The sequence below is a fragment of the Georgenia sp. Z1344 genome (assembly GCF_057652375.1).
The window spans coordinates 700,255-714,281 of sequence record NZ_CM172728.1; the positions used below are offsets into that span (position 1 = coordinate 700,255).

Sequence of the window (14,027 nt, forward strand, 5' to 3'; positions counted from 1 at the left end):
GGGCAGCGCAGCCCGGCGCGCGCACATTGCGCCGCGTGAGCGACCCGGGGACGTCCGAGATGTGACGAGCAAGTGAACTGACCTGCGACGATGCGTACGATGTCCCGAAATTCGGCCGGATCATGCGCCTGTCGGACGGCGTGCGCAGATGAGCGTTCTCGCCCGACCGACCTCCGCGACACAGAACCGCTCCGCGGAGCGTGAGCGGCGGCACATGGGGAGCGCTCCCCCGCCCGCGCGGGCACGCGAGGTCGTGCCCACGGCGCCTCGCGCGGCAGGATGCGCGCATGAGTCACACGCCCGCGGCGCCCATGTCCGCACCGGCCTCCGCGGGCCACGCGAACGGCAGCGTCTCGCCGTACGCCGGCGCCTCGCCGTACGGCAACGCCGGACCGAGCACCAACGCCTCGCCGTACGGCAACGCCGGACCGAGCACCAACGCCTCGCCGTACGTCAACGGCCGTCCCGCCACGAGCGGCGCGAGCGCCGCGACCGCCGCACGCACCACGGAGTCCGGCCCCGCGGCCCCGCGCAGCACGGGCCGCCTCGTCGGCCTCGACCTCGCGCGCGGCATCGCCGTTCTCGGCATGGTCACGGCGCACGTCGGCTACACGACCGACGACCTGTCGACCCTGTCCGGCTGGCTCGGGTTCGCCCACGGCCGCAGCTCGATCCTCTTCTGCCTCCTCGCCGGCGTCTCGCTCGGCATCCTCACGGGCGGGCGCACGCCGTACACGGGCGTGCGGGCGCTCCAGTCGCGCACCCGCATCCTCGTCCGTGCCGTCCTCCTGCTCGCGATCACGGCGCTGCTCGCGATGCTCGACACGTTCGTCGCGCTCATCCTCGGCTTCTACGCCGTGTGGTTCATGTTCTCGCTGCCGTTCCACCGGTGGCGCGCCCGCCGGCTCCTCGTCGTCGGAGGGGTGTGGACGCTCGTCGCCGCCATCGCGAAGCCGTACCTGCTCACGCTCATCACGGCGTCGGGGATGGTGAGCGACTCCTGGGGCGTCAACGGGGCCGTCCTCGACGCCCTGCTCGGCCTCTACCCCGGCCTCGTCTGGTTCGGCCTGGTCCTCGTCGGCATGGGGGTCGCGCGGCTCGACCTGCGCAGCTGGAAGGTGCTGCTCATCCTCCTCGGGGCCGGGCTGCTCTCGGCGGGCGTCGGCTACGGCGGCGGGGCGGCGTTGCGCGCGGCGAACGTCGGCACGATGGCGTTCGGCGAGGAGAGCGCGGACGACCCCTTCCCCGGCGAGCAGCAGTCCGGCCAGTTCCTCTGGGTCGGCGAGCAGCCGGATGCGGTGATCGACGAGTCCTCCCCCGGCGCCGGCGACGCGACGACCGGCGGCGGCGAGCCGTGGCACTTTCCCGGGCTCCCGGGGGCCACCTTCGACACGGACGTCGTCTGGCCGGGCACCCTCGACCTGTTCCAGGCCACGGCCCACTCGGCGTCGCCGGTCGAGATGGTCGGCTCCGGCGGCGTGGCCCTGACGATCCTCGCGGCCTGCCTCCTCCTGCCGCGCGTCGTCCACCTGGCGCTGCTCCCGATCCGCGCGATCGGGACCATGTCGCTCACCGCGTACTCGGCCCACGTCATCGCCATCGACTGGTGGCCGGACACCTTCGCCACGTTCGAGGAGACGAACCGGCCGCTCGCCTACCTCGCCGGCGGGCTCGCGATCGGCTGCCTCGCCTGGTACCTCACGCTCGGCCGCGGGCCGCTCGAACGCCTCATGCACGCGGCTTCCGTCCGGGCCGCCCGCACGGACGCCGGGGAGCGAGTCTCCCCGGTCGCGCCCAGCCCGGGCACGCACCCATGGCCGACGACGAACGGCGCCTCCGCCTCGTACGCCGCCCCCGCTCCGTCCCGGGCGCCCGCCGCGGGCCGCCCCGACGTCGAGGACACGTCCCGGTTCGCCCCGCCGCCCGTTCATCCGGCGGACACCGGTCCGGCCTAACCTTCGCGGGTGACCGCACCCCCCACGCCGTCGGCTCCCCCGGGCCCGTCCGGCTCGCTCGACCGGCGGCTCGGACTGCCCGGGGCCGTCGCCATCGGCCTCGGGTCGATGATCGGCGCCGGCGTCTTCGCCGCGTTCGGCCCCGCGGCTGGAGCGGCCGGCGGCCTGCTCCTCGCGGGCCTCGCGATCGCGGTCGTCGTCGCGCTGTGCAACGCCACGTCGACGGCGCAGCTCGCCGCCGCCTACCCCACCTCGGGCGGGGCCTACGTCTTCGGCCGCGAGCGCCTCGGCGAGTGGGCCGGGTTCACGGCCGGCTGGGGCTTCGTCATCGGCAAGACGGCCTCGGCCGCCGCGATGGCCACGACCTTCGCCGCGTACGCGGTCCCGCCGGGGTTGGCGCGGCCGGTCGCCGCCCTCGCCGTTCTCGCCCTCACCGCGGTCAACCTCCGCGGCATCAGCCGCACCGCCCGGGCGGCCGCCGTCATCGCGGGGGTCGTCCTCGCGCTTCTCGTCGTCGTGCTCGTGGCGATGTGGGCCGGCGGGGGCGCGGACCCGGGCACCGCCCTCGGGAGCTGGGACGCCCCCGGCGGCGCGTACGGCGTGCTGCAGTCCGCGGGACTGCTGTTCTTCGCGCTCGCGGGGTACGCGCGGATCGCCACGCTCGGCGAGGAGGTCCGCGACCCGCGCCGGACGATCCCGCGCGCCATCGTCACCACGCTCCTCGCCGTCGTGCTCCTGTACGCGGTCGTCGCGCTCACACTGCTCGGCACGCTCGGGCCGGGCGACCTCGCCGCCTCGGCGGCCCCGCTCGTCGACGCCGCCCAGGCAGCCGGCCTCGGCCCGTGGTCGGAGGGGCTCGTCCGCGTGGCCGCGGCCGCCGCCTGCCTCGGGGCGCTCCTCGCCGGGCTCGCGGGGGTCTCCCGCACGGCGCTCGCGATGGCCCGGCACCGCGACCTGCCCGGGGTCCTCGACGCCGTGCACCCCGTCCACAAGGTGCCGCACCGGGTGGAGATGGTCATCGGCGCGGTCGTCGCCGTCGCGGTCCTGCTCGTCGACCTGCGCGAGATGATCGGCTTCTCCTCGACCGGCGTGCTCGTGTACTACGCGGTGGCCAACCTGTCCGCGCTCACGCAGGCGGGCGACGACCGGAGGTACCCGCGGGCGCTGCAGGTGGTGGGGCTGATCGGGTGCGTGGTGCTGGTGGCCACGCTGCCGTGGACCTCGCTCGTGGCCGGCCTCGCGGTCCTCGCCGTCGGCCTCGCGGGCCGGGCGGTCGTCGTCTTCCGCCGGCGCAGCTGACGGGGCGTGACACCCTGGGCCGGTGACCACCTCCCCCGAGCCCGACGTCGAGACGCCCGCCGCCCCCGCGCCGGAGGCGCCGTCGTCGGACGAGGTCGCCGGTCCGCCGCTCAACGTGCTCCTCGACCGCCTCGAGGACGAGGCCGACGGCACGCCCACCGGCGACGCGATCCTCGAGGGCTTCCTCGACTGGGTCTCCTCGACCGGCCGTGAGCCGTACCCGCACCAGGAGGAGGCGCTGGTCGCGCTGGCCACCGACGCCCACGTCGTCCTCGCCACGCCGACGGGCTCGGGGAAGTCGCTCGTCGCCGTCGGGGCCCTCACGCACGCGCTCGCCCAGGGCCGCCCGGGCGTCTACACGGCGCCGATCAAGGCGCTCGTCTCGGAGAAGTTCTTCGAGCTCGTCGACCTGTTCGGCGCGGCCAACGTCGGCATGGTCACCGGCGACAGCTCGATCAACCCCGACGCCCCGATCATCTGCTGCACGGCCGAGATCCTCGCGAACACGGCGCTGCGCGAGGGGCCCGACGGTCCGACGTCGGAGGCCACCGTCGTCATGGACGAGTTCCACTACTACGCGGACCCGCAGCGCGGCGGTGCCTGGCAGATCCCGCTGCTCGAGCTGCCCCACGCCCGGTTCCTGCTGATGTCCGCCACGCTCGGCGACGTCACGTGGCTGCGCGAGGACCTCACGCGGCGCACCGGCCGTGAGGTCGAGCTCGTCGACGACGCCGTACGGCCCGTCCCCCTCACCTTCACGTGGTCGGTCCAGCAGCTGCAGGACCTGCTCGTCGAGCTGACCTCCACGCACCGGGCTCCCGCCTACGTCGTCCACTTCTCCCAGAAGGACGCGGTCACCCGCGCCCAGGCGCTCACCTCGGTGAAGATCGCGACCCGCGAGCAGCGCGACGCCGTGGCCGAGGCGATCGGGGACTTCCGCTTCGGCCCCGGGTTCGGTGTCACCCTGTCCGGCCTGCTGCGCAAGGGCATCGGCGTCCACCACGCGGGGATGCTGCCGCGCTACCGCCGGCTCGTCGAGCGCCTCGCCCAGCGCGGCCTGCTCCCCGTCATCTGCGGGACCGACACCCTCGGCGTGGGCATCAACGTGCCGATCCGCACCGTGGTCCTCACGGCGCTGACGAAGTTCGACGGCGAACGGGTCCGCCACCTCACCGCCCGCGAGTTCCATCAGATCGCGGGGCGTGCGGGGCGCGCCGGGTTCGACACCCTCGGCGAGGTCGTCACGCAGGCGCCGGAGCACGAGATCGAGAACGCGCGCCTCCTCGCCCGCGCCGGCGACGACGAGGCGAAGAAGAAGCGGATCCAGCGCAAGAAGCCCGAGCCGGGCCTGGTCAACTGGACCGAGAAGACGCACGACCGGCTCGTCGAGGCCACCCCGGAGCGGCTGACCAGCCAGCTCCAGGTCAGCCACACCATGATCCTCGCGCTGCTGGCCCGCCCCGGGGACCCGGTCGCCGCCGCGTACCGCCTGCTCACGGACAACCACGAGCCGGACACGCCGCGGAACATGCACGTGCGCCGGGCGATCGAGATCTACCGGTCGCTGCGGCTCGCCGGCGTGGTCGAGCATGCCGACGCCGCGTGGCGCCGGGCGCACCCCGGCGAGCCCTACGTCCGCCTCACCCTGGACCTGCCGAAGAACTTCGCGCTCACCGCGCCGCTGGCCCCCTTCGCGCTGGCGGCGATCGACCTGCTCGACGTCGAGGACGAGCTGCACGCCCTGGACGTGATCTCCGTCGTCGAGGCCACCCTCGAGAACCCGCGCCCCGTCCTCTACGCGCAGGAGCGCGCCGCCCGCGGCGAGGCGATCGCCGCGATGAAGGCCGAGGGCGTGGAGTACGAGCAGCGGATGGAGGCGCTCGAGGAGGTCACGTGGCCGCGGCCGCTCGACGAGATGCTCACCGCCGCGCTCGCGACCTACCGCCAGTCCAACCCGTGGGTCGCCGACCTCGAGCTCGCCCCGAAGTCCGTGGTCCGCGAGATGGTCGAGAGCGCGTCGACGTTCTCCGAGCTGATCTCCCGCTACGACCTCGGCCGCTCCGAGGGCGTCGTGCTGCGCTACCTCACCGACGCCTACCGGGCCCTGCGCCAGGTCGTGCCCGACGCGCACCGGACCGAGGCCGTGACCGAGATCGTCGACTGGCTCGGCGCGCTCGTGCGGTCGGTCGACTCCTCGCTGCTCGACGAGTGGTCGGCGCTGGCCGACGGCACGGTCGACCCAGGGGACGCGCAGGCGGCGGCGCACGCGGTCGGGGGGCTCGAGGAGCCGCGGCTGGGGGCCGACGCCGACGGCAACGTGGCGCTCACGCGCAACACGCACGCGTTCCGGTCGGCGGTCCTGCGGGCGAGCACCGCGTACGTCCGGCAGATCGCCAACGACAACCCAGGCGCGCTCGCTCGGCTGGTGGCCGGCTCCGGCTGGCCCACCTCTTCCGTCGAGAGTGCGGTTGGGAGCAACCCTTCCGTCGAGATTGCGGTTGGGAGCAAACCTTCCGTCGAGATTGCGGTTGGGAGCGTGGCGGCGGCCCTGGCGCCGGGCGCACCGGTGACCGAGGACGACTGGACGCGGGTCCTCGACGACTTCTACGACGCCCACGAGTGGCTCTCGACCGGGCCCGACGCGACCAGCCGCCAGGTCGTCACGGTGACGACCGACCCCGACGACGCCGACCTCGAGCTCGCGGGCGTGGACGTCGACGCGGCCCCGGAGCCGGGCGAGCGGCGCTGGTGGCTCGTCACGCAGCGGCTCGTCGACGAGAACGAGGAGCTCGACTGGGCGCTGACGGGGGTGGTCGACCTCGCGGCGTCGGACGAGGCGGGTCGCGTCATCCTCGCGGTCGTCCGCGTGGCCGCCGCCTCCTGACCCCCGTTCGTCGAGATTGCGGTTGGTGCACGTCGAAACTGCGGTTGGTGCGACACACACCGCGATCTCGGTGCGCACGAACCGCACTCTCGATGACGGGACCTGTCGAGAGTGCGGGTGTGGCCCGCGAACCGCACTCTCGACATGGTCCGGGCGGGGCACGATTCGCGCTGTTCGTCGTCGTCGGGTCGATCGAAGGGATGACACCGCGCGTCGATCGGACGGCGGACGCCTGCCCCCTCCCCGCCTGCTTGACTCGGTGCCGTGACATCCGACGGCCCGAAGGGCGAGAAGCCCGGCGACGAGAGTGAGCTGCGCCCCGTGACCGGCTGGCAGTGGCTCTGGCGTGCGCAGCTGGGCACGACGCTCGGCGGGACCACCTGGGACGTCGACGTCGACCTGTTCGACCTCTCCGAGAAGGTCCACCTCTACCGCGACGGCGTGCAGGACCGCGTCCAGCGCGGCAAGTCTCGGTTCGAGCTCCCGCACGGGCATCGGATCGAGGTCGCGTGGAGCACGTACGGCCTCTCGCGCGCACACCTCGTCGACGCCGTGGGTCAGGAGGTCCAGCTCGAGCCGCGCCCCGGGACGGGCGAACGGTGGCGGGCCGACCTCGAGCGCGAGCGCCCCGCGGCCAGCAGGCTCCTCGCAGTGGTCTCGTGGACGATCCTGGCCCTCGCGCTGCTGCTGGAGCTTCCTCAGCTCGTGCAACTCGTGTCCGGCTGGACCGGGTGGTTCGACTTCACCTCACCGGTGTCCCTGCCGAGCTGGGCGAACGTGACGCTCATGGTCGCCGGCGTCGTCGCCGCGCTCGAACGGGCCCTCGGGATGCGCAACCACTGGCTGCTCGACGAGTAGGCGCGCCGACGAACCGCAATCTCGGTAAGCACGAACCGCAATCTCGATGAGCACCAACCGCAATCTCGACGACAGCGGGACCGACTGGCACGCGTGAGGTGAGGCTCGCCTCACCCTCTCTTGACGTTGTGAGGTAAGGCTCACCAACCCATCGCCCGACGACGAACGACGCACACCCAGGTCGGCACGTGAGGCCAGCCTTTCCAACGGTGACAAGCACCTGGGCGCGGCGTACGGTCAGTGTCATGACCCTCTTCCTCGACCCCGCCCCGAGCGGCACCATCCGTCCGAAACCTGACGTCCCGACGTCGAAAGGCGCCTCGCCGGACGCCCCCTCCGAGCACGCCCTGGCCGCTGCGAGCGCCCACGACGAGCGCGTGGGGTCGAGCGCGCGCCTCAACCAGCTTCGCGCCGGGGTGCTCGGCGCGAACGACGGCATCGTCTCCGTGGCCGGCCTCGTCGTCGGGGTCGCGGGAGCCAGCTCGTCGGTCACCGCGCTCGCCATCGCGGGCGTGGCCGCGCTGGTGGCCGGCGCCCTGTCGATGGCCGCCGGCGAATACGTCTCGGTCTCCACCCAGCGCGACACGGAGCGGTCGATGATCGCGCGCATCCGCTCCGGGCTCGCCACGGACCCCGAGCGCGAGCGCCTCGCGCTCATGGGGTCGCTCGAGCACACCGGCGTCCCGGCCGAGCTGTCCGGCCAGGTGGCCGACGCGATGACCGCGCACGACGCCGTCGACGCCCACCTCAACGTCCGGCTCGGCATGGACGAGGAGCAGCTCGTCAGCCCGTGGCAGGCCGCCGTGGCCTCGCTCGTGGCGTTCACGCTCGGCGGCCTCGTCCCGCTCGCCGCGATGCTCCTGACCCCGGTGTCGCTGCGGGTGCCGGCGACGATGCTCGCCGTCGTCGTGGCGCTCGCCCTCACCGGGCTCGTCTCCTCCCGCCTCGGCGAGGCCGCGCAGGGTCGCGCGACCGTCCGAACGATCGCGGGCGGACTGATCGCCATGCTCGTCACCTACGGCATCGGCTCGCTCGTCGGCGGCGCGATCGGCTGACGGTCTCGCGCGTCGGGGCCGGCCGGGGACGCCGATCCCGGACCGGCACGACGGGAGCGCCGGATCAGCCCGGTCGTTCGTCGTCGTCCCGGCGAGCGCCCCCGCTCGGCAGGACGGGGAAGATGTCGGGCCGCGGGAAGCCGGCGCCCTCCACCGCGTCGGTGACCTCGGCGGCGATGCGTTCGGCGTCGGCGGCGTCGACGAGCGCGATCGACGCCCCGCCGAACCCTCCCCCGGTGAGCCGGGCGCCGTGCGCGCCGGCGGCCACCGCGGCGTCGACGGCGGCGTCGATCGCCGGCACCGAGACCTCGAAGTCGTCCCGCAGGGACGCGTGCGCCTCGGTGAGCACCGGCCCGACCGCGCGCGGCTCACCCGCCGCGAGGAGGCGCGCGACCTCGTGGCACCGGGCGGTGTCGGTCACGACGTGCCGCATCCGGCGCAGCTCGACGTCGGGCATCCGCCCCGACCAACCGGCCACCTCACCCGGCGCGACCTCGGCCAGGTGCTCCACCCCGGCGATCCGGGCCGCCCGCTCGCACTCGGCCCGCCGCGTTCCGTAGCCACTGGTGGCGTGGTCGTGGCGCACGGTGGAGTCGACGACGAGGATCGCGAGCCCAGCGTCGTCGAGGTCGAGCGGGACCTGGGACACGGTGCCGCGGCCGAAGTCGAGGAGGATGCCGGCCCCGGGCCGGGTGAGCAGCGCGGCAGACTGGTCGAGCGTGCCGGTCGGCGCCCCGGCCACCACGTTCTCCGCGCGCTGGCACACCCGCACCATCGTCTGCCGGTCGAGGCCGAGGCCCCACAGCTCGTCGAGGGCCACGCACATCGCGGCCTCGACCGCGGCCGACGACGACACCCCCACACCGACAGGGACGGTCGAGTCGATCCACGCGTCGAACCCGGACAGGCCGTCGAGCGGTCGGACCTCCCCGAGCGCCCAGACGACGCCAAGGGCGTAGGCGCCCCAGCCCGTCGGGCGCTCCGACCCGCTCGCGAGCCCGCCGAGATCGAACGTGACGGAGTCCGGGGAGAAGCTCGTGCCGGCGCGCACCACCCCGTCCTCGCGCAGGGCAACGGCGACCCGGGCCCGACGGTCGATGGCGAACGGCAGGCTCGCGCCGCCGTTGTAGTCGGTGTGCTCGCCGACGAGGTTGACGCGCCCGGGGGCCGACCAGACGCCCGTCGGTGCGTGCCCGAACGTGGCGGCGAAGGCGTCGCGCAGCCCGGTGGCGCTCAATCCAGTGGAGCTCGACCCTGTGGCGCCCGTGCCGTCACTCATCCGAGCCGTCCCCGTCGCGCGCGGCCTCGTCGGCATCGAACCGAGCCGCGTCCGCGTCGACCCGTGCGAGCGCCTCCCGCAGCCGCTCCGCGCCGGCCTCGGGCACGATGTCGGCAACCCAGGCGCCCATCGCGGCCTCGGAACCCGCGAGGTACTTCAGCCGATCCACGGCGCGCCGCGGAGAGGTGATCTGCCAGGTCAGCCGGACGTCGTCGCGCCCCTCGCGCACGGGCGCCTGGTGCCACGCGGCGATGTACGGCGTCGGGGTGCCGTAGAGGGCGTCGACCGCCCGCAGCAGGCGCAACGACAGTCCCGCGAGCTCGGTGCGCTCGTCGTCGTCGATGGCGGCGAGGTCGGGGATACGACGTCTCGGCTGCACGTGCAGCTCGATCGGCCAGCGGGCCGCGAAGGGCACGTAGGCGACCCACCGATCGGTCTGCGCCACCACGCGAGGGCCGGCGAGCTCGCTCGCGAGCACGTCGCCCTGGAGGTCCCCGCCGTGGGCGCGCACCTGGTCGAGCAGTGCCCGCGTGCGCGGGGTGACGTAGGGGTAGGCGTAGATCTGGCCGTGCGGGTGGTGCAGGGTCACACCGATCTCGACGCCGCGGTTCTCGAACACGACCACCTGCTCGACGCCGTCCATCGCGCTCAGCTCCGCCGTGCGCTGCGCCCACGCGTCGATGATCGTGCGGGCCCGCCGCTCCGTCTGCGTGGCGAACGAGCCCGTGCGGTCGGGGCTGAAGCAGACGACCTCGCACCGGCCGACCGCGTCCCGCACCTGCTCGAGGCCGCCGGTCTTCGCCGGCTCGCCGAGCCCCGGTCCGAACGACGGCGAGCGGTTCTCGAACACCGCCACCTCGTAGTCGTCCGGGATCTCGCTGGGGTTGGTGGGCGTCTGCGGCGCGAGCGGGTCGAACTCGGCCGGCGGCAGGAAGGCGCGGTTCTGCCGCGCGCTCGCGACGGTCACCCAGTCCCCCGTCAGCGGGTCGCGCCGGAGCCGGGGTGTCGCGGGCCGGGGGGCGAGGGTGCGCGGGTCGGGGCTCGGCACGCGCGGAGGAGCACCGGGCGCGTCGAAGTAGATGAGCTCGCGGCCGTCGGCGAGCGCCGCCCGGGTCATCGTCGTCCCGGTCGTCGTCGTCCCGGTCGTCGTCGTCCCGGTCGTCGTCGTCCCGGTCGTCGTCGTCCCGGTCGAGAGTGCGGGTGAGGGCGCGGGCCCGTCGCCCGAGGGGGTGCTGCTGACCACGTCGTCTCCGTCGGAGGTGTCCGGTTCGTCGGCACATGGCATGCCGTTCCATGACGCTACCGCGCCCGCGGGTACCCGTGTCACAGCCCGACGTCGGACGGTCCCGCGCTCCGGCGTACCGACCGGTGCCGGGGACCGAGCACGCGAGCTCACGGACCGGTCGTCCGGCGTCGGAGGCATCTCCGACGCGACTCCCCCGCAGCGATAAGGTGCCCCGATGACCGAGTCCGACCTCTTCGCGCGGATGCGCACCGTGCGCGACCGCGTGGTCGCCGCCGCGGATGCCGCCGGCCGCGACCAGCGCGAGGTCCGCGTGCTCGTCGCGGTCAAGACGCAGGCGATCGCCGACATGCTCGCCGTGCTCGACGCGGGCGCCACGATCCTCGGCCACAACCGGGTCGACGAGCTTGTCACGTCCGGGCCCGAGCTCGCCGCCCCCGAGGTCCACAGCCACGAGATGCATCTCATCGGGCACCTGCAGTCGAACAAGATCAACGCGGCGCTGCCGTGGACCACGTGCGTGCAGTCCGTGGAGTCGCCCCGACGCGCGCGCAAGATCGACGAGGCAGTCGGGCGCCGCCTCGACGCCGGGGACGGGATCGGGCCGCGGGCCGAGCAGCGTCTGCTCGACGTGATGATCCAGGTCAACACCTCGCGCGAGCCGACGAAGCACGGGGTCGAGCCCGCGTCCGCCGTCGACCTCGCCGCCTACGTCGGCCAGTGCGAGAACCTCCGGCTGACCGGTCTCATGACGATCGGCGCCAACAGCCCCGACGCCGGACTCGTGCGGGCCTCCTACACCGAGCTCGCCGAGCTGCGCGAGCGGATCGGTCAGGAGGTCGGCGGGCTCGGGGCGCTCGAGCTGAGCATGGGGATGTCGAGGGACATCGAGCCGGCCGTCGCCGCCGGCGCGACGATCATCCGCGTCGGCACGGCTGTCTTCGGCCCGCGCCCCACCCCCGCGTAGGGAGTCCCGCCACCCGTTCGTCGAGATTGCGGTTGGTGACCGTCGAGATTGCGGCTGGTGACCGTCGAGATTGCGGCTGGTGCACACCCGACACCACAACCCCACGCCCGACGACGAACGGCACCCGTCAGGACGAGCTCCGCTCGTCCGCGACGAAGGCCGTGATCTCGTCGGCGACCTGCGTCCCCTCGCGGACGAACAGCGCCGGCCGCCCGATCGGTGCGTCAACCTCGACCTCGGTCACGCCGTCGTCCTCCCCGTGCACGCCCCCGCTCCACGCATGAACCCAACGACCGGGCGGCAGCACGGCCTCCACGCTCTCCGCCCCGGGCTCGAGCACGGGCGTGAGCAGCACGTCGGGCCCCATCGCGATCTCGGCACCCGCCCCCTCGAGGAGCTCCGCACCCCCGTGGATCATCCACGGGTGGTGCTGCGCGGCGCCGAGCGGATCGTCCTCCGTCAGCCGGGCCCGCTCGGGTGCGAGCGCGACGAACAGCCGCGCCGACGCTGCGAGATCCGCGGCAGTCTCCGCCGATCCCGCCGCCTGCACCACCTCTGCCGGCCGGTTGCCCTCGTGCGTCCTCAGCACCGGCCCGAGCACCGAGAGCTCACCCCATCGGGCGAGCAGCTCGTCGTCGCGCCCGATGTCCGGGACCACGGGTAGGGCGAGGGAGGTGTACCCGCCGACGTCGGAATGCATCTGCGCCATCCCGCTCGCCGCGGTCGCCTGCAGCATCGCCGGGACCGAGGCCAGCCCGTCCTCCGCCGACCAGTCCTGCATCTGGTCCCCGAGCCACAGCGCGTCCGCGGCCCCGGCGGACGCCGAGTGCCCGCTGCGGTGCCACACGAGCCCCTCGGACTCGAGCCCGGCAAGCTCGAGTGCCCGGGCGTTGACCTCCTGCCAGAGCACGGGCCAGGCGGCGCGCCACTGCTCGCCGGACCCGGCGTCGAGCACGGCGTCCGGCGGCGGCCCCTCGGCGAAGTCGGCCATCCACCCGCTCGCGCCCGCGTCGGCCACCTCGTCGGCGATCACGCGGGCGAACCACTCCCGGGCGTCCTCGCTGGTGAGGTCGACCATCGCCGCGTCGAACCCCTGCTGGTCGAGCTCGTACACCTCGCCCGCGGGGTCGAGGACGAGGTGCCCGAGCTCGGCGGCCTCGGCGTGCAGGTCGCGCCCGCCCCGCTCGGCCGCGGCCGCCCCGCTGTCCGCCGTGACGAACGCGTTCGTGTACGTGAGTACCCGGATCCCCTCGGCCTCCAGCTCCGCGACGAGCTCGTCCCACCCGGGATAGCGCTCCTCGTCGAGCACCCAGTTCCACTGGAGACGGTCGCCGAACGAGGTCACGCGCCGCCCCGTCCAGTCCTGCAGCCACACCGCGGCGACCGGCACGCCCGCGTTCCGCAGCGTCTCGAGCTCGGCGCGCACCTCGTCGGTCCCGCCCTGGAGCCCGACGATCGCGCCCTCCTGCGTCCAGCTCGGCGGCGGGTCGGCCGCCCCCGCCCAGCCCGACTGGATCTCGACCGCCTCGAGCGGCGTCCCCGCGGCAGCGAGCGAGAACGACGCCTCGTCCGCCCAGACCTCCCACACGAGACCCTCACCGGTGAGGTCGACGCTCGCGATCCGCTCGCCCCGGTAGGCGAGGCTGCGCGCCTCGCTCGTCACGTTGACGCCGCTGACCAGGTAGGTCGTGTCCTGCCCGCCCGCGGCGGCCTCCGCCAGGTCAACGGCGAACGACAGCGGCTGGTTCCCGCGCCCGACTCCCTGCTCGCGAGAGACGATCGGCACCCGCCGGCCGCGCAGGTCGAAGTCGCCGCTCTGCGCGCCGAGCCCATGCACGCTCTCGTCCTCGGCCAGCACGGAGGAGAGGTAGAGCCGGTTCGGCGCGCGGCCGTCCGCCTCGCCGTCGCCGGACTCCCCAGCGGCCCCCTCCGCAGCGATCCGCACGTCGACGTCGAGCCGCCCGGGCGCCCCCTCGCTCAGCGCCATCTCCCAGCCGACCGGGCCGAGATCGCCGTCGTCCCCGGTCAGGGTCCCGGTCAGCCGCAGGGTGTCGCCGTCGGGCTCGACGGAATCGATCGTCTGCGCCGCCCACGTCGCGTCGTGCTCGTCGTCGATCCGCAGCAGTCCGACGTCGTCCCGGTAGGTCGTCTCCCCAGCCGCCGCGGTGAGGAACGCGTCCCCGGGCGCGGTCTCCCAGACCGGGCCGTCGGCGTCGTCGTGCGTGACCGTGAGCGAGTCCCCCACGACGACGTCGAACCCCCCGACCTCCCACGTCCCCCCGTCCCCGGCATCGAGGTCGCCCGTGGGCGGATCGGCGAGGTCGGTCGCCGGTGGGGGTAGTCGCCACAGGATCCCCGCGGTCACGCCGACGACCAGGACGAGTGCGACGACGAGCGTGATCCGGCGCCATCGCCTCGGGCGTCGTCGCCCCCGTCGTCGCCCGGCATCGCTGCTCGTCACCGCGTCATCGTAGGTCCGCGTCGCGT

9 protein-coding genes are annotated in these 14,027 nt (G+C 74.2%); 6 read left to right on the plus strand and 3 right to left on the minus strand.

Translation table 11 applies throughout. From position 1 onward, the window contains the following. Positions 1-287: 287 nt before the first annotated feature. The 5 genes from AC24FB_RS03170 to AC24FB_RS03190 all read left to right on the plus strand — a co-directional run bounded on the left by AC24FB_RS03170 (position 288) and on the right by AC24FB_RS03190 (position 8,051). Positions 288-1,955, plus strand: a complete 1,668-nt coding sequence (locus AC24FB_RS03170; protein WP_425715841.1) for a heparan-alpha-glucosaminide N-acetyltransferase domain-containing protein — start codon at positions 288-290, stop codon at positions 1,953-1,955. 9 nt (positions 1,956-1,964) lie between these two features. Then, positions 1,965-3,254 carry an APC family permease gene (locus AC24FB_RS03175; protein WP_425715840.1) on the plus strand — a complete coding sequence of 430 codons (1,290 nt, stop codon included), beginning with the start codon at positions 1,965-1,967 and terminating at the stop codon, positions 3,252-3,254. A 115-nt stretch (positions 3,255-3,369) separates the two neighbouring features. Then, positions 3,370-6,138, plus strand: coding sequence for a DEAD/DEAH box helicase (locus AC24FB_RS03180; protein ID WP_487561392.1), 2,769 nt, complete (start codon positions 3,370-3,372; stop codon positions 6,136-6,138). Between the two features lie 264 nt (positions 6,139-6,402). Further along, entirely contained in the window at positions 6,403-6,996 is a 594-nt protein-coding gene (locus AC24FB_RS03185) for a hypothetical protein (RefSeq protein WP_425715838.1), read from the plus strand. 245 nt (positions 6,997-7,241) lie between these two features. Beyond that, positions 7,242-8,051, plus strand: coding sequence for a VIT1/CCC1 transporter family protein (locus AC24FB_RS03190; RefSeq protein WP_425715837.1), 810 nt, complete (start codon positions 7,242-7,244; stop codon positions 8,049-8,051). Positions 8,052-8,115: 64 nt separating this feature from the next. Here AC24FB_RS03190 and AC24FB_RS03195 read toward each other — a convergent pair whose 3' ends face one another. Next, positions 8,116-9,330 (minus strand): galactokinase, encoded by a 1,215-nt coding sequence (locus AC24FB_RS03195; RefSeq protein WP_425715836.1) that lies wholly within the window; start codon positions 9,328-9,330, stop codon positions 8,116-8,118. Continuing rightward, entirely contained in the window at positions 9,323-10,447 is a 1,125-nt protein-coding gene (gene galT / locus AC24FB_RS03200) for a galactose-1-phosphate uridylyltransferase (protein ID WP_425715845.1), read from the minus strand. The genes AC24FB_RS03195 and galT overlap by 8 nt, the downstream gene beginning before the upstream one ends. A 343-nt stretch (positions 10,448-10,790) precedes the next feature. Here galT and AC24FB_RS03205 point away from each other — a divergent pair, with 343 nt between their 5' ends. Next, the gene (locus tag AC24FB_RS03205; RefSeq protein ID WP_425715835.1) at positions 10,791-11,540 is read left to right on the plus strand and encodes a YggS family pyridoxal phosphate-dependent enzyme; all 750 of its coding nucleotides are present in this window, start codon (positions 10,791-10,793) and stop codon (positions 11,538-11,540) included. 127 nt (positions 11,541-11,667) lie between these two features. Here AC24FB_RS03205 and AC24FB_RS03210 read toward each other — a convergent pair whose 3' ends face one another. Then, the gene (locus AC24FB_RS03210; protein WP_425715834.1) at positions 11,668-14,001 is read right to left on the minus strand and encodes an alpha-glucosidase; all 2,334 of its coding nucleotides are present in this window, start codon (positions 13,999-14,001) and stop codon (positions 11,668-11,670) included. Between the last annotated feature and the right edge of the window lie 26 nt (positions 14,002-14,027).

Coding starts and splice junctions, on each gene's coding strand:
- AC24FB_RS03195 (WP_425715836.1), bottom strand. CDS start 9,330: ATGAGTGACGGCACGGGCGCCACAGGGTCGAGCTCCACTGGATTGAGC.
- AC24FB_RS03170 (WP_425715841.1), top strand. CDS start 288: ATGAGTCACACGCCCGCGGCGCCCATGTCCGCACCGGCCTCCGCGGGC.
- AC24FB_RS03205 (WP_425715835.1), top strand. CDS start 10,791: ATGACCGAGTCCGACCTCTTCGCGCGGATGCGCACCGTGCGCGACCGC.
- AC24FB_RS03190 (WP_425715837.1), top strand. CDS start 7,242: ATGACCCTCTTCCTCGACCCCGCCCCGAGCGGCACCATCCGTCCGAAA.
- galT (WP_425715845.1), bottom strand. CDS start 10,447: ATGACCCGGGCGGCGCTCGCCGACGGCCGCGAGCTCATCTACTTCGAC.